This window comes from uncultured Citricoccus sp. (assembly GCF_937871995.1).
Classification (GTDB): Bacteria; Actinomycetota; Actinomycetes; order Actinomycetales; family Micrococcaceae; genus Citricoccus.
On the sequence record NZ_CALMQR010000059.1, the window covers coordinates 24,424 to 43,097 of the forward strand.

18 protein-coding genes are annotated in these 18,674 nt (G+C 71.6%); 1 reads left to right on the top strand and 17 read right to left on the bottom strand.

Going from position 1 to position 18,674, the window contains the following annotated elements; genetic code table 11:
- Nucleotides 1–89: 89 nt before the first annotated feature.
- The 14 genes from Q0283_RS06780 to dapA all read right to left on the bottom strand — a co-directional run bounded on the left by Q0283_RS06780 (nucleotide 90) and on the right by dapA (nucleotide 14,885).
- Nucleotides 90–614 carry a GNAT family N-acetyltransferase gene (locus Q0283_RS06780; RefSeq protein WP_298043929.1) on the bottom strand — a complete coding sequence of 175 codons (525 nt, stop codon included), beginning with the start codon at nucleotides 612–614 and terminating at the stop codon, nucleotides 90–92.
- Complete coding sequence (gene dapF, locus Q0283_RS06785; protein ID WP_298043931.1) at nucleotides 611–1,564, bottom strand: diaminopimelate epimerase; 954 nt, start codon at nucleotides 1,562–1,564, stop codon at nucleotides 611–613. Before dapF ends, Q0283_RS06780 begins: the two co-directional genes overlap by 4 nt.
- Nucleotides 1,561–2,478 carry a tRNA (adenosine(37)-N6)-dimethylallyltransferase MiaA gene (gene miaA, locus Q0283_RS06790; protein ID WP_298043934.1) on the bottom strand — a complete coding sequence of 306 codons (918 nt, stop codon included), beginning with the start codon at nucleotides 2,476–2,478 and terminating at the stop codon, nucleotides 1,561–1,563. Before miaA ends, dapF begins: the two co-directional genes overlap by 4 nt.
- 8 nt (nucleotides 2,479–2,486) lie before the next feature.
- Complete coding sequence (gene miaB / locus Q0283_RS06795) at nucleotides 2,487–3,998, bottom strand: tRNA (N6-isopentenyl adenosine(37)-C2)-methylthiotransferase MiaB (RefSeq protein WP_298043936.1); 1,512 nt, start codon at nucleotides 3,996–3,998, stop codon at nucleotides 2,487–2,489.
- Nucleotides 3,999–4,007: 9 nt separating this feature from the next.
- Nucleotides 4,008–4,580, bottom strand: a complete 573-nt coding sequence (locus tag Q0283_RS06800) for a regulatory protein RecX (RefSeq protein WP_221243334.1) — start codon at nucleotides 4,578–4,580, stop codon at nucleotides 4,008–4,010.
- A complete protein-coding gene (recA, locus tag Q0283_RS06805; protein ID WP_010145162.1) occupies nucleotides 4,577–5,641 on the bottom strand; it encodes a recombinase RecA in 1,065 nt (354 codons plus the stop codon). The genes Q0283_RS06800 and recA overlap by 4 nt, the downstream gene beginning before the upstream one ends.
- Before the next feature lie 221 nt (nucleotides 5,642–5,862).
- A complete protein-coding gene (locus tag Q0283_RS06810) occupies nucleotides 5,863–6,081 on the bottom strand; it encodes a DUF3046 domain-containing protein (RefSeq protein ID WP_183524349.1) in 219 nt (72 codons plus the stop codon).
- A gap of 66 nt (nucleotides 6,082–6,147) precedes the next feature.
- A complete protein-coding gene (locus Q0283_RS06815; RefSeq protein ID WP_183524346.1) occupies nucleotides 6,148–6,600 on the bottom strand; it encodes a helix-turn-helix domain-containing protein in 453 nt (150 codons plus the stop codon).
- A gap of 260 nt (nucleotides 6,601–6,860) precedes the next feature.
- Nucleotides 6,861–8,003 carry a hypothetical protein gene (locus Q0283_RS06820; protein ID WP_183524343.1) on the bottom strand — a complete coding sequence of 381 codons (1,143 nt, stop codon included), beginning with the start codon at nucleotides 8,001–8,003 and terminating at the stop codon, nucleotides 6,861–6,863.
- Nucleotides 8,000–8,479, bottom strand: a complete 480-nt coding sequence (locus Q0283_RS06825; protein ID WP_298043944.1) for a CinA family protein — start codon at nucleotides 8,477–8,479, stop codon at nucleotides 8,000–8,002. Before Q0283_RS06825 ends, Q0283_RS06820 begins: the two co-directional genes overlap by 4 nt.
- A complete protein-coding gene (pgsA, locus tag Q0283_RS06830) occupies nucleotides 8,476–9,066 on the bottom strand; it encodes a CDP-diacylglycerol--glycerol-3-phosphate 3-phosphatidyltransferase (RefSeq protein ID WP_183524337.1) in 591 nt (196 codons plus the stop codon). Before pgsA ends, Q0283_RS06825 begins: the two co-directional genes overlap by 4 nt.
- A 37-nt stretch (nucleotides 9,067–9,103) precedes the next feature.
- A complete protein-coding gene (locus tag Q0283_RS06835) occupies nucleotides 9,104–12,190 on the bottom strand; it encodes a DNA translocase FtsK (RefSeq protein WP_298043948.1) in 3,087 nt (1,028 codons plus the stop codon).
- An 82-nt stretch (nucleotides 12,191–12,272) separates the two neighbouring features.
- Nucleotides 12,273–13,958, bottom strand: coding sequence for a ribonuclease J (locus Q0283_RS06840; protein WP_298043951.1), 1,686 nt, complete (start codon nucleotides 13,956–13,958; stop codon nucleotides 12,273–12,275).
- Nucleotides 13,959–13,973: 15 nt separating this feature from the next.
- Complete coding sequence (gene dapA / locus Q0283_RS06845; RefSeq protein WP_298043954.1) at nucleotides 13,974–14,885, bottom strand: 4-hydroxy-tetrahydrodipicolinate synthase; 912 nt, start codon at nucleotides 14,883–14,885, stop codon at nucleotides 13,974–13,976.
- A 74-nt stretch (nucleotides 14,886–14,959) separates the two neighbouring features.
- On the opposite strand from dapA, the gene Q0283_RS06850 reads away from it, so the two are divergent.
- Nucleotides 14,960–16,192, top strand: coding sequence for a heparan-alpha-glucosaminide N-acetyltransferase domain-containing protein (locus tag Q0283_RS06850; protein ID WP_298043956.1), 1,233 nt, complete (start codon nucleotides 14,960–14,962; stop codon nucleotides 16,190–16,192).
- Nucleotides 16,193–16,197: 5 nt separating this feature from the next.
- Here the strand turns inward: Q0283_RS06850 and Q0283_RS06855 are convergent, their stop codons facing one another.
- From Q0283_RS06855 to Q0283_RS06865, 3 genes are read right to left on the bottom strand one after another with little or no spacing between them, the layout of a single operon-like run.
- Nucleotides 16,198–16,632: a hypothetical protein gene (locus Q0283_RS06855; RefSeq protein ID WP_298043959.1), complete on the bottom strand. Its 435-nt coding sequence runs from the start codon at nucleotides 16,630–16,632 to the stop codon at nucleotides 16,198–16,200.
- Nucleotides 16,633–16,641: 9 nt separating this feature from the next.
- Nucleotides 16,642–17,400 carry a 4-hydroxy-tetrahydrodipicolinate reductase gene (gene dapB, locus Q0283_RS06860; protein WP_298043962.1) on the bottom strand — a complete coding sequence of 253 codons (759 nt, stop codon included), beginning with the start codon at nucleotides 17,398–17,400 and terminating at the stop codon, nucleotides 16,642–16,644.
- Between the two features lie 18 nt (nucleotides 17,401–17,418).
- Nucleotides 17,419–18,663, bottom strand: coding sequence for a nitrate/nitrite transporter (locus Q0283_RS06865; protein ID WP_298043965.1), 1,245 nt, complete (start codon nucleotides 18,661–18,663; stop codon nucleotides 17,419–17,421).
- Nucleotides 18,664–18,674: the final 11 nt, after the last annotated feature.

Here is an 18,674-nt window from a genome sequence, read left to right on the forward strand (position 1 = left end):
TGCGGGAACGCGCCGGCCGCGCGGAGGACAGCGGGTCATCCCGGCCGTTGCCCTCGGGCGGTGACCCCCGCCGGTCCACGGATGCGTGCTCAGACCCCGAACGCGGGCGGGTAGGCGATCGGTCCGGAGGGCACCGGTTCGCCGAGCACGAGCGCCATCATCGCCTCGTCCGGCGCCTCGAACGGCGCGCTGATCCCGAGGCCCGACGCCGGCCGGAACCCGAAGCGCGGGTAGTACCCGGCGTGCCCCAGCACGAGGACGAGGCGTTCCCCGGCCTCCCGCGCGGCCGAGAGCACGGCCTCGATCACCGCGGTGCCCGCCCCGCGGCCCTGGTGGTCAGGGAGAACGGAGCAGGGGGCGAGGGCGGCCGCCGGTTCCCCGCCCACGTGGCACCGGGTGATCAGTGCATGTCCCACGGGGCCGGCGTCGGGGTCGCGGGCGTCCGCGACGACCCAGGACAGCCCGGGCAGCCAGGCGCCCGGATCCCTGCGCAGGGCGTCCACGAGGTCGGCCTCGGCCGGCGTCGGGAAGGCGGCCTCCACGACGCGGCGGACGGCCGCCCGGTCCCCTCCTCCGGAGTCCTCGGGCCGCACCGTCCAGCGGACCGGGCTCACAGCACCGTGCCCTCGAAGACCAGCTCGGCCGGACCGGAGAGGATCACGTGCTCGGTGCCGTCGGGCTGGGCGCGGAAATCCACGCCCACGAGGCCACCGGGCACCCCCACCTGCCACCGGGTGGCCGTCTCGTCCCCGGCCCAGAGGCGGACGGCGGCCGCGGCCGCGCAGGCACCGGTACCGCAGGACAGCGTCTCGCCCACGCCGCGTTCGTGCACGCGCAGGTCCACCCGGCCGACGTCGCCGTGGAACAGCGGGTCGGCCGCGACGACGAATTCGACGTTGGTGCCGTTGGGCGGCACCGGGTCCACGGACGGCTGCTGGGTGAGGTCCAGGGCCGCCAGTTCGGCGGGCTCGGCGAGCGCCACGACGGTGTGCGGATTGCCCAGCGAGATGCTCAGGGCGGGCCGCGGGTCCACCAGCCCGGCCGCGAGCACGAGCGAGTCGGAGGCGCTCTCGCGGGCCAGTTCGGGATCGATGAGACTCCACAGCCCCATGTCGATCGCGTAACCGTCCTCCAACCGGGTCACGGTGCGGACCCCGGCGCGGGTCCCGATGGTGAGTTCCTGCCCCGGTGCCAGGTCCACCAGGCCGCGTTCGGCGAGGTAGTGCACGAAGACGCGGACGCCGTTGCCGCACATCTCGGCCACGGAACCGTCCGAGTTGCGGTAGTCCATGAACCAGACGGCCTCCGGGTGGTCCTGCAGCAGGTCGCGTCCCTCGATGAGATGAGAGGACTCCACCACCCGGATCAGCCCGTCACCGCCGACGCCGAAGTGCCGGTCGCACAGGGCGGCCACGTGGTCCGGGGACAGCTCGGTCTCCCCGTCCGGATCGGGCACGAGCACGAAGTCGTTGCCGGTGCCCTGTCCCTTGGCATAGCGCAGGCCGCCCAGTTGGTCGAGGGCGGTCCGCAGGCGGTCGGGGTCCTGGGCGATCGGCAGGGTCATGGAGCCAGTCTAGGCGGGACCTGTCCGCCCAGGTGCGCCAGCACCCGGTCCAGCAGGTGCGGCTCGGTCGGGTCGAACCACGTCACGCGAGGGTCGGCCCGGAACCAGGTCAGCTGCCGGCGGGCGAAGCGGCGCGTGGCGGTCGCGGTGTCCTCGATGGCCCAGTCCAGGTCCGCCTGACCGTCGAGGACCTGCAGGACCTGGGCATAACCGATGGCCCTGGACGCGGTCTTCCCCGTCCGCAGGCCGGCGGCGTCCAGGTCCCGGACCTCGTCGACGAGCCCGGTCTCCACCATGCCCACCACGCGCCCGTACAGGCGGGCATGCAACCGGGCGCGGTCCAGGTCCAGGCCGATCTGGACGGTGGGCCGCAGATAGGTGCGCCGGGGCATGAAGGAGGAGAAGGGCCGGCCGGTGAGCTCATGGACCTCCAGGGCACGGACCACGCGGCGGACGTCGCCCAGCCGCTCCGCGCTGGCCGGGTCGACGTCGCGCAGTCGCTCGCGCATCCCGTCCAGGCCCACCCGCGCGGCCAGCTCCTCGAAGCGGGCCCGGACGACCGCGTCCGTGGGCGGGAACTCGAGCTCGTCGAGGGCGGCCCGCACGTAGAGCCCGGACCCGCCGACGAGGACCGGCCTCAGTCCCCGCCGGGTGATGTCCTCGATCACCTCGCGCGCGGCACCCTGGAACCGTGCCACGGAGGCCTCCTGGGTGACCTCCAGGACGTCCAGGAGGTGGTGCCGGATCCCCCGCCGCTGGGCCGGGGGCAGCTTGGCCGTGCCGATGTCCATGCCGCGGTAGAGCTGCAGGGCGTCCGTGTTGACGATCTCCCCGCCCAGGCGTTCGGCCAGGTCCAGCGCCAGGTCGGACTTCCCGGTCCCGGTGGGCCCGACGACGGCGATCACCTCCTGCATGGACCGGCTCAGGAACCGACGCGCAGGGAGGGCATGCCCAGGCTCACCCCGGCGGTCCCGGCGGCACCGGCCACCCCGCCCGGTGCGGGCACGCCGCAGGACTCGGCCTGGGCACGGTCCCAGGCGTCACCCGAGCGCGACCGGCGCAGGAGGTAGTCCTGGGCCGTGGGGTCGGCGATGAGATGGTAGGGGTGCGACTCGGTGATGGTCACGGTGACGAAGTCCCCGGGGCGCGGCGCCTGCTCCCCCGCCGGGACGCTGAAGTGCACGAGGCGGTTGTCCGGGGCGCGGCCGGCGAGCCGCCCGGTCTCCGCGCCCTTGCTGCCGGGCTGGTTGGTCACCAGCAGTTCCTGGCGGGTGCCGAGCAGCTTCGCCGTCTCCTCCGCGCTGATCCTGTCCTGCAGGGCGGTCAGCCGTTCGAAGCGCTCCTGCACGATGTGCTTGGGCACCTGGTCCTCCATCTCGCCCGCGGGCGTCCCGGGGCGGATGGAGTACTGGAACGTGAAGGCGGAGGAGAACCGGGAGGCCTCCACGACGGCCAGGGTGTCCTGGAAGTCCTCCTCGGTCTCCCCGGGGAAGCCGACGATGATGTCCGTGGTGACGGCGGCGTGCGGGATCCGGTCGCGGACCTTGTCCAGGATGCCGAGGAACCTCTTCGACCGGTAGGACCGGCGCATGTCCTTGAGCACCTTGTCCGAGCCGGACTGCAGGGGCATGTGCAGCTGCGGCATCACGTTCGGGGTCTCGGCCATCGCCTCGATGACGTCATCGGTGAAGGAGGCCGGGTGGGGGCTGGTGAACCGCACCCGCTCCAGGCCCTCGATCCCGCCGCAGGCCCGCAGCAGCTTCGCGAAGGCCCCCCGGTCCCCGAACTCGACGCCATAGGTGTTGACGTTCTGGCCGAGCAGGGTGACCTCCACGGCGCCGGCATCCACCAGCGCCTGCACCTCGGCGAGGATCTCCCCGGGGCGGCGGTCCTTCTCCTTGCCGCGCAGGGCGGGGACGATGCAGAAGGTGCACGTGTTGTTGCAGCCCACCGAGATGGAGACCCACCCCGAGTAGGTGGAATCCCTCTTGGTAGGCAGGGTGGACGGGAAGACCTCGAGCGACTCGAGGATCTCCAGCTCCGCCTGCTGATTGTGCCGGGACCGTTCCAGCAGCACCGGCAGGGAGCCGATGTTGTGGGTGCCGAAGACCACGTCCACCCAGGGCGCCTTCTCCAGGATGGTCTTCTGGTCCTTCTGGGCCAGGCAGCCGCCCACCGCGATCTGCATGCCCGGGTGGTTGTCCTTGACCGAGCGCAGGTTGCCCAGGTTGCCGTAGAGGCGGTTGTCCGCGTTCTCCCGGACGGCACAGGTGTTGAAGACCACGAGGTCCGGCTCCGTGGCCTCGTCTGCCGGGGAGTACCCGGCGGATTCGAGCAGACCGGAGATGCGCTCGGAGTCGTGCACGTTCATCTGGCAGCCGAAGGTGCGGACCTGGTACGTGCGGTCATCGGGGGGCAGGAGGGCAGAAGTCACCGCAGCATTCTAGTCGTCGGGCTCCAGCCCGCCCAGCACGTCCTTGACCACCCCGAGCGCCATGCCGGGTGCGTAGCCCTTGCGGGCGAGCATGCCGGCGAGCCGTCGCACGACCTTGTCCCGCTCCGCCCGGGACTCGGGGTCATCCCCGGAGGGCACCGGGCGTCCGCGGAGTTTCTTCTCCACCAGTTCGATGGCGGCGGCCCGCTCGCTGTCCTCGCTGATCGTCTCCAGGGCGTGCTCGGCGGCCTCACCGGTGACGCCCTTCTGCTGCAGCTCCCGCCGCAGCGCGCCGCGGGCCAGGCCGCGGCTGCGCTGCCGGGAGGCGACGTAGGACTCGGCGTAGGCCTCGTCGTCGACGAGCCGCACCGCCTCCATCCGGTCCAGCACCGCGGACGCCACCTCGGGCGGCACCTGACGCTCTGCCAGCTTCTCCTCGAGCTGCCGGCGGGACTTCGGCGAGGCGGTGAGCTGGCGCAACACGATGGACCGGGCCACCTCCTCGGCGGCCGGTTCCGGATCGTCCGCGAGATGCTCGGGAAGGTCCGGATCCGGCACCACGCGAAGATGGCGGCGGGTCATCGGGCCGGGGACTCCCCGGAGACGGCCCGCAGCTGAGGCTCAGCGGCCGAGTCCTCCTCGGGCGCGACGCCGATCCCGAGCTTCTCCAGGATCCTGGTCTCGATCTCGTCCGCCAGGTCCGGGTTGTCCTTCAGGAACCGACGGGCGTTCTCCTTGCCCTGGCCCAGCTGGTCGCCGTCATAGGTGAACCAGGCGCCGGACTTCTTGACGATGCCCTCCTCGACGCCCATGTCGATGAGCGAGCCCTGGCGGGAGATGCCCTCGCCGTAGATGATGTCGAACTCGGCCTGCTTGAAGGGCGGGGCCATCTTGTTCTTGACGATCTTGGCGCGCGTGCGGTTACCGACCGCGTTGCCCGCCTCCTTGAGCGTCTCGATGCGGCGCACGTCGATGCGGACCGAGGCGTAGAACTTCAGCGCCTTACCACCGGTGGTGGTCTCCGGGCTGCCGAAGAACACGCCGATCTTCTCGCGCAGCTGGTTGATGAAGATGGCCGTGGTCTTGGTCTGTGCCAGCCGGCCGGTGATCTTGCGCAGCGCCTGGGACATCAGGCGGGCCTGCAGGCCGACGTGGCTGTCACCCATCTCGCCCTCGATCTCGGCGCGGGGCACCAGGGCCGCCACGGAGTCGATGACGATGATGTCCAGCGATCCGGAGCCCACGAGCATGTCCATGATCTCCAGGGCCTGTTCTCCGGTGTCCGGCTGGGACACCAGCAGCGCGTCGGTGTCCACGCCGAGCTTCCGGGCGTACTCCGGGTCCAGCGCGTGCTCGGCGTCGATGAACGCCGCGATCCCGCCGTTGCGCTGCGCGTTGGCCACGGCGTGCAGAGCAACGGTGGTCTTACCCGAGGACTCCGGTCCGTAGATCTCCACGACGCGGCCACGCGGCAGGCCGCCGATACCGAGGGCGACGTCCAGGCCCACCGAACCGGTGGGGATCACCTCGATCGGTGCGCGCGCGTCGTCGCCCAGGCGCATCACCGACCCCTTGCCGAACTGCTTGTCGATCTGGGCCAGTGCGGCTTCCAGTGCCTTCTCGCGGTCGTTGGCTGACGCCATGATTCACCCCTGGGTCTGTGTTGGTGACGGGCGGCCGTCGGGGCCGATCCCTTGTGCTGTAGAGAAACCTATCGGCCCGCCCGGACGAGTTAACGGGACAGGACGGTCGCTGTGGATGACATACCCGGGTTCCGGCTCCGGAGAAGTCCTGTGCAGGAGACTACCGTCATTCGAACGTATTTTCGAATAGCCGTCCGGCGTGTCCACCGGTTCCCGGGAGTTCAGTCCCTGGGCGGGATGTCGCGGCCGAGCCGGCGGTCCTCGGGAACACCCTGGAGGTCGCAGACGTCGAGCCAGACGCTGCGGGGATCCCACCCGGCGTCCAAGGCCTGGTCCGCCGTGGTGTCCAGGGTGGGCAGGACCAGCGACGAGGCGATCACCCCGGCGTTGGCCGGGCCGAACTCCTCGTCCATCAGACGACGGAATTCACTCAGTCTCATGGGTTCCCTTCCGCACCGCACACGAACGTGGCCGCAGACCCCGGGGGTCTGCGGCCGCGTCGGTGGTCAGTGGCTGCCGGCCAGCTGGCCGAGATCGTCCGGGACCTCGTCCGGCAGTGCGTCGACGAGGGAGTCCCGGCGGTAGCCGGCCTCGAGGTCCGCCGGTATGTGGTCCGGGATGTGCACGCCCTCCTGAAGGGCGATGCGGTCCGACACCTCACGCAGCATGAGGGACATCGGGACGTTCAGGGCCCCGCAGATCGAGGACAGCAGCTCGGAGGAGGCCTCCTTCTGGCCGCGCTCGACCTCGGACAGGTAACCGAGGGACACGCGGGCGTGGTGCGAGACCTCACGAAGGGTGCGCCCCTGGCGCTGACGCACGTCTCGCAGCACATCTCCGATTTCCTGGCGAAGGACTGGCACGGCGTGCTCCTTGGTCTCTGGAGTGGCTGCTGGAATGTTCTCTCCGGTCGCCAGCCAACGGGTGATTCCGTTGATGGTAACCGGTTGTTTCATCATGTCTACTGGTTTCTCCTGTACGAGTTCTGGGAACGCGCACTCGCCGGTGGTGCGGCGGGCGCCGGGTCAACTGTCCTGTATAACCGGCTCGGCACCGGTTTTTGTTCCCGTGAGCACCCCGGCGACGGCGGGTTCCCAGCGGATTCACAGCCACGACCGCCGGCCCCCGGCCCCGCCGGATCCTCGTGTCCCACACTAGCGACACCCTGGCACCCCGTGACAAGGCCCCACCGGACCGGTCGTGGATCGTGACGCCATCGTCATGGTCCCGTCCCGTGGGCGCGGTGCTCGGGTCTCTCATCCTCCCGTTCCTCGAGCCTCTGGTGCAGGGCCCGTCGTTCGGCCTCCCGCAGGGAGTAGGTGGCGTTGCGGATGGCCTCGTCATCGTCGAAGCTGGACCCGATCGCGCCGGCGATGAGGCCCAGGCTGGCCGCCAGCCAGGACAGCTTGAGGTAGTGCTGGATCCCGGCCTCCACCCCCAGCGTCTCCGTGAGGTAGTGCGGCGGGACCACCACCACGGAGGCCACGAACAGCAACAGGAACAGTCCCGCGTAGATCATCAGCGCGGCGACGGCCACGGTGATGACGGTGGCCAGGTTGTCCATCGCCGCCCACCGCCGGGTGGACCAGTCGCTGCGGCGGGCCCACAGCCCGTTCGTCGCGATCAGCCAGGTCGTCATGCCGATGACGGCCAGCACCGTGACCACCGAGAGGCGGTCCACGCCCATGTCCGCGGCGAGGGTCCAGATGCTGCCGAAGAAGACGCCGTACGCACCCGCCGCGGACGCGGCGGCCGCCGAGGCGGTCATCGCGGCCGGCAGGCGCCCGGGGCGGTTGGACTGGACCATCCCGGTCAGCAGGCGCGGAACGGCCCAGGGACCGGTCGCGTACACCTGCTCGGAGGCCTCCGCGGACTCGGACGTCGTGTCGGACAGCGGCACCAGGGCGTTGAGCGCCTCCGGGTGCTCCGGATCCCGGGTCACGGTCCGGCCCTCCGGCCCGACGTCGACGGCACCCCGGTAGAGGTGCCCCACCAGGCGGGACATCGTCTCCACGACCCGCCGCTCCAGCCGGAAGACTCCGAGCACGGGCAGGAACAGGACGGCGGCGTTGTCCCGCCGTGAGATCTCGGCCACCACGGGACGCCCGTTCTCGTAGCGCGGGAGGTCCGTGATGTAGATGACCATCTCCCAGTCGTGGCGCGCGTCGACCTGCGTCGTCCAGCGGACCAGGTCCACACTGCCGTCGGCGTCGAGGGGGACGATCTCGTCCACCACGTCGATCCGCCACTCCGTGCTGTCGTCCACCCTGTGGGACAGCTCCGCCTGGAGGGCCTCGCGGATCCGGCCGGCCACGATCGCGGGCGTCCCGGGGTCGGCCATCAACCCGATCGCGGTCGTCATGCCCGTGCCTCCCGGTCCAGGCGCCGCAGCACGCTGCGCAGGGCGGCCTCGACCGTCCCGCGGCGGATACCCTCCCGGTCCCCGTCCAGGTGCAGTTCCTCGGCGGCGGGACCGGGCAGTCCGGCGATGCCCAGGTAGACGGTCCCGACGGCCCGGCCCTGGTGCGGCTCGGGCCCGGCCACCCCGGTGGGCGCCACGCCGATGTCCGCGCCCAGCCTCCGGCGGGCCCCCTCCGCCATCTGGGCGGCGACGCCGGCGTCCACGGCCCCGTGGCTGGCGAGGCGTGACGGGTCCACGCCCAGCAGTCGCTCCTTGACCTCGTTCTGGTAGGCCACGACCCCTCCCTGCAGGGTCGCGGAGGCACCGGGCACGTCCGCGATCGTCGCCGCCAGCAGTCCCGCGGTCAGGGACTCGGCGGTCGCGATCCGCAGCCCGCGCCGGATCAGCTCCGTCACGACGTCGGCCGGCAGGCTCATGGGCGTGCCCCGCCGGTCTGCGCGGACCGGCGCATCCGGACCGCCTTGAGGACGTAGTCCGCGCCGGTGACGAGCGTGACGACCAGGGCGGCACCCATCGCGGTCCAGCCGACCCAGGGGTACCAGTCCCCCAGCAGCGGGGTCAGCGGGGCGAGCATCAGCAGCAGCGCCCCGGCCTGCAGCACGGTCTTGAGCTTGCCTCCCCGCGAGGCCGGCATGACCCCGTAGCGCAGCACCACGAAGCGCATCAGGGTGATCCCCCACTCGCGCAGCAGGATCAGGATGGTGACCCACCACCACAGCTCCCCCAGCATCGAGAGCACGATGAAGGCCGCGCCCGTGAGCAGCTTGTCCGCGATGGGGTCGGCGATCTTCCCGAAGCTCGTGACCAGTCCGCGGGCCCGGGCGATGTCGCCGTCGAGCTTGTCCGTGTACATGGCCACGGCGAACACCGCGAAGGCGGCCCACCGCATGCCCGGGGAGTCCTCGCCGGCGGGGCCTCCGGCCACCAGGAACCAGACGAAGAACGGGACCAGCAGGATCCGGACCGTGGTCAGGACGTTGGGCAGGTTCCAGTTCTCGTTCATCCCTGCAGTCTACGGACCCGCCGGTTCCTTCCGCGGCTCACCGGCCGGTGAGCTGCCAGGCGTCCTCCGAGCCCTCGTCCTCCTCCTCGTCGTACCAGTCCTGGGCCGAGCGTCGCCCGGCCAGGTCCTCGGCGACGAGGTCGCGGCCGTAGCCGTCGTCCTCCGGGAGCGAGCCCCGCACCAGTTCCTGGTCGGTGGCACCGCGCACGGGCGGGCGGCCGGCCTCGTGGTCGGAGTGGACCACGTCCTCGGCATAGGCCTCGGGGGCGTCCTCGCTGGGCGCGGCCGCCGGCGGCGTGTCGCCGCGGATGGTGGCGAGCACCCCGGCCAGGTCGTCCGGCTTGACCAGCACGTCCCGGGCCTTGGACCCCTCCGAGGGGCCCACCACGCCGCGGGACTCCATGAGGTCCATGAGCCGCCCGGCCTTCGCGAACCCGACGCGCAGCTTGCGCTGGAGCATCGAGGTCGAGCCGAACTGGGTGGTGACCACGAGCTCGGTGGCCTGCAGCAGCAGGTCCAGGTCGTCACCGATGTCCTCGTCGATGACCTTCTCGACCTTCTCCGGCACCACGTCGTCCCGGTACTGGGCCTGCATCTGGCCCTTGACGTGTTCCACCACGGCGTGGATCTCGGACTCGTTGACCCAGGCGCCCTGCACGCGCATCGGCTTGGACTTGCCCATCGGCAGGAACAGGGCGTCGCCCTGACCGAGCAGCTTCTCGGCACCGGGCTGGTCCAGGACCACGCGGGAGTCGGTGACGGAGGACGTCGCGAACGCCATGCGGGAGGGCACGTTGGCCTTGATCAGGCCGGTGACCACGTCCACGGAGGGCCGCTGGGTGGCCAGCACCAGGTGGATGCCGGCGGCGCGGGCCAGCTGGGTGATGCGCACGATCGCGTCCTCGACGTCGCGGGGGGCGACCATCATCAGGTCGGCGAGCTCGTCCACGATGACCAGCAGGTACGGATACGGCTTGAGGACCCGCTTGGAGTCCGGCGGCAGGGTCACCTTGCCGGCGCGGACGGCCTTGTTGAAGTCGTCCACGTGCTTGTAGCCGAAGGCGGCGAGGTCGTCATAGCGCGTGTCCATCTCGCGCACCACCCACTGCAGCGCCTCCGCGGCCTTCTTCGGGCTCGTGATGATGGGGGTGACCAGGTGGGGCACGCCCTCATAGGCGGTGAGCTCCACGCGCTTGGGGTCCACCATGACCATGCGCACCTCGTCCGGGGTCGAGCGCATGAGGATCGAGACGATCATGGAGTTCACGAAGGAGGACTTGCCGGCACCGGTGGCGCCGGCCACCAGCATGTGCGGCATCTTCGCCAGGTTGGCCATCACGTAGCCGCCCTCGACGTCCTTGCCCACGCCCATCACCATCGGGTGGTCGGTCTTGCGTGCCGCGTTCGAGCGCAGCACGTCGCCCAGGGCGACGACCTCCTTGTCGGCGTTGGGGATCTCGATGCCGATCGCGGACTTGCCGGGGATCGGCGAGAGGATCCGCACGTCCGAGGAGGCCACCGCATAGGAGATGTTCTTGGACAGCGCCGTGACCTTCTCCACCTTGGTGCCCGGCGCGAGCTCGATCTCGTAGCGGGTCACCGTCGGCCCGCGCGAGAAGCCGGTGACCTCGGCGTCCACCTTGAACTGGGTCAGCGTCTCGGTCAGCGCGGCGACCACCTGGTCGTTGGCCTCGGTGCGCTCCTTCGGGGGCGGGCCCGCGGGCAGCATCGTGGAGTCCGGCAGCGTGTAGGTGACGTCCCCGCCCAGGTGCAGCTGCTCCGAGCGGGCGGGCATCGGCGGCAGCTCCGCGGGCCGGGAGACGGGATTCGCCGGCACGGAGGGTGCGACCACGCCGATGGGCTCGGTCGAGGGGCCGGCGTCCTCGGTCTCCTCCGGCTTCGGGATCCTGACCCCGGCCGCCTCCTTGGCGCGGGCGATGGCCAGTTCCCCGGCGGTGGGACGCCGCACGCCCGCCGGGACGGCCGGGGGCTGCTCGGCCACCTCGTCCTGCGGCCGCTCGGCCACCACATCCTGCGGCTTCTCGTCGATGACGGCGGTCTCGTAGGCCTCGGTGCTGGGGGTCCCGGCGTCGTCGAGGACCTCGGTGGGCGTCTCGTCGCGGCCGAACAGCCGGACGCCCTTGCGCTTGCCGGCCTTGCCGTCCTTGCCGGTCTTGCCGCTCTTCGCGGCCTCGCCGGCCTCGAGCTCCGTGCCGGCCGTGCGCTCCTTGCCGGCCGTACGGTCCCTGCCGGCACGGGATCCGCGGCCGGAGGGGCGGTCATGCTCGGTGAGGTAGGACTGGTCGTGTCCCCCACGCGCGCCGTCCCGGGAGCCGGGGGCACCGCCGTCGGGCTGGCCGGTGAGCCAGGCGTAGGCGTCCCGGATCCGCTGCGGGATCTGGCCCACCGGGGTGGCGGTGACGATCAGCACCCCGAACAGGGCCAGCGCCACCATCAGCGCCCACACGGGCCAGGGGGTGACGAGCGAGGCCAGCGGCGTGGTGACGAGGTAGCCGACGATGCCCCCGCCGGCCAGGAGCTCGGCGAAGGAGTCGGCGACGGTGGGCAGGCCCGCGACCAGATGCGCGATACCGGCGACGGCCACCGTCACCACCAGCAGGCCGATGGTGATCCGGCCGTTGTCCCGGTGCTCCTGGGGGGTGCGGAAGTAGCGCACGGCGACGGTCAGCAGCACCGCGGGGAAGATCAGGGCCGCCCAGCCGAGGGTGCCGGCGGCGATGTTGTGGACCACGGTCCCGTAACCGGGGGTCCCGCGCAGGCCCCACCACTCCACGGAACCGATGACCGCGGCCAGGACCACCAGGAAGAACCCGGTGCCGTCACGGCGATCCTCCGGCGCGATCCTCGCGTCGCGGCCGATCTTGCGGACCCCGGCGCCGACGGGCGTGGCCATGGCCATCCAGAATCCGCGCAGCGCACGCAACAGGACCGGCGCCTGCGGCTCTGCGTGCGCCTCGGGCACCGCGGATGCGGTGCGGTTGCGCTGGGTGGAACCGGACGAGCGCGCAGACGACTTGGCGGACTTCGGTTCCGCGCCCTTGCGGGCGGGGGACGTCGAGGACCGGCCGGACTGCGAACGCGTCGGGGAAGTACGGGTCGCCATGCAAGTACGGTACCGCCCGGCGACGGCCCCGGCCCGGACCAACACAGGCTTTCCGGGCCGGAGCGCCCGTCGCCGGGCCCGTCTAGGCCTCCAGGACCACCGGGACGATCATCGGGCGGCGTCGCAGCTTGCGGTTCACCCAGGTGCCGATGACGCGGCGCACGACCTGCTGCAACTGGTGGGTGGTGTGGTCCGCGTTGGACTGCACCGCCTCCTCGAGCGCGCGGGCGATACGCGGCTTGACGTCGTCGAACACGGCATCGTCCTCGGCCACGCCACGCGCGTGGATGTCCGGGCCCGAGACGATCGTGCCGGTCTGGCGGTTGACCACGGAGATCACCGAGATGAACCCCTCCTCGCCGAGGATGCGCCGGTCCTTGAGGTCGGCGTCGGTGATCTCGCCGATCGAGGAGCCGTCCACGTAGACGAAGCCGCACTCGACCTGGCCGCTGACGCGGGCCACCCCGTCCTTGAGGTCCACCACGGAACCGTTCTCCGTCAGCAGGACGTTCTCCCCGGGCACGCCCGTGGCCTCGGCGATCCGGCCGTTGGCGATCAGGTGCCGGGTCTCACCGTGGACCGGCATGACGTGGGTGGGCCTGACGATGTTGTAGCAGTACAGCAGCTCGCCCTGGGAGGCGTGCCCGGAGACGTGCACCTTGGCCATCCCCTTGTGGACGACCTCGGCGCCCAGTTTCATCAGGCCGTTGACCACGCGGAACACCGAGGTCTCGTTGCCGGGGATCAGCGAGGAGGCCAGCACCACCAGGTCTCCGGTGTCCAGCTGGATGCGGTGGTCACCGTTGGCCATCCGGGACAGGGCCGCCATCGGCTCGCCCTGGGAACCGGTGCACATCAGCACCACCTCGTGGTCCGGCAGCCGGTCGACCTCCTTGAGGTCCACCAGGGTCCCCTCCGGGACGTCCAGGTAGCCCAGCTTGGCGGCGATGCCCATGTTGCGCACCATGGACCGGCCGACGAAGCACACCTTGCGCCCGTGCGCGCCGGCGGCGTCCAGGACCTGCTGGATGCGGTGGACGTGGGAGGCGAAGGAGGCGACGATGATGCGCTTGTCCGCCCGCGCGAACAGTCCCTCCAGGACCGGGCCGATCTCCTTCTCCGTGGTGGTGAACCCGGGGACCTCGGCATTGGTGGAGTCGGTCAGGAACAGGTCCACGCCCTCCTCGCCGAGCCGGGCGAAGGCGCGCAGGTCGGTGATGCGCCCGTCCAGGGGCAGCTGGTCCATCTTGAAGTCACCGGTGTGCAGGATGGTGCCGGCCGGTGTCTTGAGGGCCACGGCCAGGGCGTCCGGGATGGAGTGGTTGACGGCCACGAACTCGCACTCGAAGGGACCGAGGTGCTCGGTGTCCCCCTCCCTCACGGTGAGGGTGATCGGCCGGATCCGGTGCTCCTCGAGCTTGGCCTCGATCAGGGCCAGGGTCAGCGTGGACCCGATCAGCGGGATGTCCGGCCTCATCCGCAGCAGGTACGGCACCGCGCCGATGTGGTCCTCGTGGCCGTGGGTCAGGACCACGCCGATCACGTCGTCCAGGCGGTCCCGGATGTACTCGAAGTCCGGCAGGATCACGTCCACGCCGGGCTGGGTCTCCTCCGGGAACAGCACGCCGCAGTCGACGATGAGGATCTTGCCGTCCAGCTCGAAGGTCGTCATGTTCCGGCCGACCTCCCCGATGCCGCCGAGCGGCACCACCCGGCAGGTGCCGGGCTTGAGCTGGGGCGGGGTGGACAGGCGGGGGCCTGGTGCCATGGGATTCGGTCCCTTCTAGAAGGTGAGTCCGGCCTCCGCGAGGTCGGCGCGGATGACGGTCTGCTCGTCCTCGGTGGCCGGCGTCAGCGGCAGGCGGACCGTGGCACTGGGGAGGATGCCCTGCCACTGCAGGATCGTCTTGGTGGACACGGCACCCTGGATGTGGGTCATGACCGCGCGCTGGTACGGGTCCAGTTCGAAGTGCAGGGCGCGCGCGGCCGCCAGGTCCCCGGCGGCCATCGCGTCCACGAGCCGGCGGTAGAGCCGGGGGGCCACGTGGGCGGTCACCGAGACGACACCCACGGCGCCGAGGGCCATCAGCGGCAGGGTCAGCGCGTCCTCACCCGAGTAGATGTGCAGGTCGGTGTTGGCGGCCACCAGGGTGGTGGACTGGAAGTCGCCCTTGGCGTCCTTCAGGGCCACGATGTTCGGGTGCGCGGCCAGGGCGATGATGGTGTCCGGCTCGATCGGCATGACCGAGCGGCCCGGGATGTCGTAGAGCATGACCGGCAGGTCGGTGGACGAGGCGATGGTCTCGAAGTGCGCCCGGATCCCGGCCTGGTTCGGCTTGTTGTAGTAGGGGGTGACGAGCAGCAGGCCGTCGACGCCGGCGCGCTCGGCCAGCAGGGACAGGTGCGCCGAGTGCCCCGTGTCGTTCATGCCGGTGCCGGCGATGACCTTCGCCCGGCCGCCCACGGCCTCGACGACGGCCTCGAACATCGCGATGTTCTCCTCGTCGCGCAGGGTCGAGGTCTCCCCCGTGGTGCCGGTGACGACCAGTCCGTCCGCGCCCTCGTCCACCAGGTGGGCGGCCAGCTTCTGGGCCGAGTCCAGGTCCAGGCTGCCGTCCTCCGTGAACGGCGTCACCATGGCCGGGACCAGGGTGCCGAAGGGCAGTTCGGAGCGTGCGGCAGGGGTGTCGATCATGGCGTCCAGCCTACCTGCGAGAATGTCCTGCGGTGCGTAAGTCACGCACGAGGACCTGATCACAGGAGGGGTGCATGGCGCTGCGCACGGAGGTCTCACGCCGCATCCCCGGCGTGGACGCCGCGCGGGGCATCGCCCTGCTGGGCATGATCGCGACCCACCTGATGGTGCTGGTCTCCGCCGACGGGACGGGACCGACGACGGTGGGGCTGGTGTTCGCGGGGAAGTCCTCGGCCCTGTTCGCCACCCTGGCCGGCGTCGGGCTGGCCCTGCTCACCGGTGGTGCGGGCGCCCGGCGTGCACCCCACCAGCAACCGCGCCTGGGGTGGGACCGGCGCCAGGTGGCCGTCCGCGCGGGCCTGCTGTTCGTCATCGGCCTGGCCTGCGGCTCGCTGGACACGAACGTGGCGGTCATCCTGGCCCACTACGCCCTGTTGTTCCTCGCCGCACTGCCGTTCCTGCACCTGGGGGCCCGGGCGCTGGCCGGCTGGGCCGCCGGGTGGCTCCTGCTCTCCCCCGTGGCGGCGAGCCTGCTCTCCGCGGTCATGCAGTCCGCGGTGGGCGCCACGGCGTACGTGGAGCACTGGCGCATCTGGCACACTCCCGCCCTGCCGGACCTCGTGGTCCAGCCGGGGTTGCTCGCGTGGGACCTGCTGTTCACCGGGTACTACCCCGTGCTGCAGTGGCTCGGCTACGTGCTGTTCGGGCTGTTCCTCGGACGACTGCGCCTGGAGCGCATTCGGGTGTCCGCCGCACTGGCCGCCGGCGGTGCGGCGCTGGCCGCCACGGCGTTCCTGGTCTCCCGGGGCCTGCAGTCGCTGCCGGGGGTGCTGGAGGCGATCGCCGCCGGCACCGGGGTGGGCCCGGCCCGGCTCGAGGCACAGCTGCTGACGGGCGCCGCGATCTCCACGGAGGCGATCCAGGCCCATCCGGTGTGGTTCACCCTGGCCACCCCGCACTCCGGGGCCCCGTTGGACCTGCTGCTGACCTGCGGCACCTCGGCCATGGTGCTGGGGGTCTGCCTCCTGCTGTGCACCGTGGGCCGGGGGGTGCTGGCCTACCCCCTGATGCCCCTGATCGGGGCCGGTTCGATGACCCTGACCCTGTACGTGGGTCACCTCGTGGCGCTGGACGCGTTCGGGTCCGCCACCGCCGGCTGGCCCCGGTCGGGGCTGCTCATCGCCTACTGGGTGGGCTGCCTGGTCGCCGGGACCATATGGCGCGGCTTCGGCTGGAAGGGCCCGCTGGAGTGGGGGGTCTCGACGGTCGCGTCCACCCTGGCGGGGCCCCGGCCCCAGGGGTCCTAGGGGTCCTAGGGGTAGAGCCGGATCGCGTCCCGCATGGCCCGGCGGGCCCGGGTCCGGTCGCCCGAGGCGTCATAGCCCAGGGAGAGCCGGTACCAGGAACGCCAGTCCTCCGGGGCGGCCTCGGCCTCGGCCCGGAAGACCTCGAACTGCGCGTCCGCCACGGTGCGGTCGATCCGCCCGCCGGGTGAGCGCGGCAGGTCGTCGACGGGCAGGCCGCCCTCGGCGGCGAGCGTGCGGCCCAACCGCTCCATCATGATCCCGAAGCGCAGTTCACGCCACAGCGTCCACAATCCGACGGCCACGATCCCCAGGGTGGCCACCCCGAGCACCTTGGCCACCGGCTGCGGCGCCTGCATGAAGCCGACCGCCGAGACCACGGCGAGCACGGCGAACAGCAGCATGAGGGCGACGATCGCGCCCACACCGATCTTGGTCTTCATCAGGTCCCGTCAGTCCAGGTCGAGGTAGCCGTCGAGGCCGTAGGTCAGTCCCGGCCGCGAGGCCACGGTGCGCAGCCCCAGCAGCACCCCGGGCATGTACGCACCGCGGTCGAAGGCGTCGTGGCGGACGACCAGCTGCTCGCCCGGCCCGCCCAGGAGCACCTCCTGGTGGGCCTCCAGCCCGCGCAGCCGCACGGAGTGCACCCGGACGCCGTCCACGAGGGCCCCGCGCGCTCCGTCCGGATCATGGGTGGTGGCGTCCGGGGAGGGCCCGACACCGGCCGCGGCCCGGGACTCGGCGATCAGTCCCGCCGTGCGCACGGCCGTGCCCGAGGGGGCGTCCACCTTGGCCGGGTGGTGCATCTCGATGAGCTCCACCGAGGGGAAGTACTTGGCGGCCTTGGCCGCGAAGGCGCTGGCCAGGACCGAGCCGAGGGCGAAGTTGGGGGCGATGAGGACCCCGACCCCGGGGTGTCCCGCGAGCTGCCCGGCCAGCACCGCCCGCCGTTCACCGGACCAGCCGGAGGTCCCGACGACGGTGTGCAGGCCGTTCTCCACGGCGAAGGCCACGTGATCGGGCGATGCGTCCGGGACCGAGAGGTCCAGGACGTGGGTGGCGCCGGCCTCGAGCACGGACTCCATCCGGTCCTTCGAGCCGAGCCGGGCGACGAGTTCCAGGTCTGCGGCGTCGTCGACCGCCTCGACGGCGTAGTGGCCCATCTTCCCTGAGGCGCCCAGGATGGCGACGCGGATCGAGTCTTGAGTCATGGACTCCAGTCTATGGCGCTACACCGCGGCCGCCGACGCCGCCTGCCGCTCATCGACCCTGCCGCCGTTGCGGACGGTGAAGGTCAGCGCCAGTGCCACGAGCGCGAAGGTGGCCAGCAGCATCAGCCCCACGAAGTAGCTGTTGTGCTCCTCGTTGTAGGTGGCTCCCATCACCAGCGGCGGGAAGTACCCGCCCAGCCCGCCGGCCGCGGCGATGATGCCGCCGATCGTCCCGACGTCACGCGGGTCCGCGGCGCGGCCGACCCAGCCGAACACGCCGCCGGTGCCCAGTCCCAGGAACAGGGCCATGAGCAGGAAGACGGGTCCGTAGACGCGTTCGGCGCCGGGCTGCAGGGCCACGATGACCGCCATGACCGCGGCCCCGGCGAACGAGGTCAGCGTGACGGCCCGCGGGCCGAGCCGGTCGGCGAGGGTGCCACCGACCGGCCGGGCGACCACGGCGGCCAGGGCGAAGCCGGCGGTGCGCCAGCCGGCCTCGGTGGCGGCGTAGTCGTAGATGTTGCCCAGGTAGGTGGGCAGGTAGTTGGAGAAGGCCACGAAGGCACCGAAGACCACGCCGTAGAGGAAGCAGAGCTGCCAGGTGACCAGCTGGGAGAAGGCCCGCCGGAGCTTGGGCAGCGCCGGGGTGGGCGTGGTGCCGGCCCGGGCGGGAGACTCCCGCAGCAGCAGGGCGCAGAGCACCGCGACCACCGCGACGATGACGGCCACGAGGACGTGGGTGGTCAGGTAGCCGATCCCGGCCACCAGTTGCGGGGTGGCGAAGGCGGAGACCGCGGTGCCGACCATGCCCGCCCCGAAGATGCCGGTGGCGAAGCCCTTGCGGTGCGGCGGATACCAGGCGGAGACGAAGGGGATGCCGATCGCGAAGACCGCTCCGGCGATGCCGAGGAAGAACGCCACGACCAGCAGCGGGACGTAGGCACCCAGCGACCCGACCAGGCCGGTGACCAGCACCAGTGGTGCCGTGAGGCCGAGCAGCACGGTGAACATGAGGCGCCCGCCGTAGCGGTCCGTCAGCACCCCGACCGGAACGCGGGCGACCGCGCCGACGAGGATCGGCATGGCCACCAGGACCGCGGTCTGGGTCGGGGCCAGGCCCATCTGCTCGGTGTAGCGGGCGGACAGCGGGCCGATCATCGTCCAGGCCCAGAACCCGACGGTGGAGGCCAGCGTGGCCAGCCACAGGTTCAGGGTCTGGCCCCGCAGGTCGGCGTCGCGGGCGGCGGGTGCGGTGGCGCTCATGGTCTGGCTCC

Excerpts from the sequence above, each read along its gene's own strand:
- dapB (WP_298043962.1), bottom strand. The coding sequence starts at position 17,400 with ATGACTCAAGACTCGATCCGCGTCGCCATCCTGGGCGCCTCAGGGAAG.
- miaA (WP_298043934.1), bottom strand. The coding sequence starts at position 2,478 with ATGCAGGAGGTGATCGCCGTCGTCGGGCCCACCGGGACCGGGAAGTCC.
- Q0283_RS06825 (WP_298043944.1), bottom strand. The coding sequence starts at position 8,479 with ATGAGCCTGCCGGCCGACGTCGTGACGGAGCTGATCCGGCGCGGGCTG.
- Q0283_RS06810 (WP_183524349.1), bottom strand. The coding sequence starts at position 6,081 with ATGAGACTGAGTGAATTCCGTCGTCTGATGGACGAGGAGTTCGGCCCG.
- Q0283_RS06820 (WP_183524343.1), bottom strand. The coding sequence starts at position 8,003 with ATGACGACCGCGATCGGGTTGATGGCCGACCCCGGGACGCCCGCGATC.
- Q0283_RS06850 (WP_298043956.1), top strand. The coding sequence starts at position 14,960 with ATGGCGCTGCGCACGGAGGTCTCACGCCGCATCCCCGGCGTGGACGCC.
- Q0283_RS06800 (WP_221243334.1), bottom strand. The coding sequence starts at position 4,580 with ATGACCCGCCGCCATCTTCGCGTGGTGCCGGATCCGGACCTTCCCGAG.
- Q0283_RS06865 (WP_298043965.1), bottom strand. The coding sequence starts at position 18,663 with ATGAGCGCCACCGCACCCGCCGCCCGCGACGCCGACCTGCGGGGCCAG.
- pgsA (WP_183524337.1), bottom strand. The coding sequence starts at position 9,066 with ATGAACGAGAACTGGAACCTGCCCAACGTCCTGACCACGGTCCGGATC.
- Q0283_RS06855 (WP_298043959.1), bottom strand. The coding sequence starts at position 16,632 with ATGAAGACCAAGATCGGTGTGGGCGCGATCGTCGCCCTCATGCTGCTG.
- Q0283_RS06835 (WP_298043948.1), bottom strand. The coding sequence starts at position 12,190 with ATGGCGACCCGTACTTCCCCGACGCGTTCGCAGTCCGGCCGGTCCTCG.
- Q0283_RS06840 (WP_298043951.1), bottom strand. The coding sequence starts at position 13,958 with ATGGCACCAGGCCCCCGCCTGTCCACCCCGCCCCAGCTCAAGCCCGGC.
- Q0283_RS06815 (WP_183524346.1), bottom strand. The coding sequence starts at position 6,600 with ATGATGAAACAACCGGTTACCATCAACGGAATCACCCGTTGGCTGGCG.
- recA (WP_010145162.1), bottom strand. The coding sequence starts at position 5,641 with ATGGCGTCAGCCAACGACCGCGAGAAGGCACTGGAAGCCGCACTGGCC.
- dapF (WP_298043931.1), bottom strand. The coding sequence starts at position 1,564 with ATGACCCTGCCGATCGCCCAGGACCCCGACCGCCTGCGGACCGCCCTC.
- dapA (WP_298043954.1), bottom strand. The coding sequence starts at position 14,885 with ATGATCGACACCCCTGCCGCACGCTCCGAACTGCCCTTCGGCACCCTG.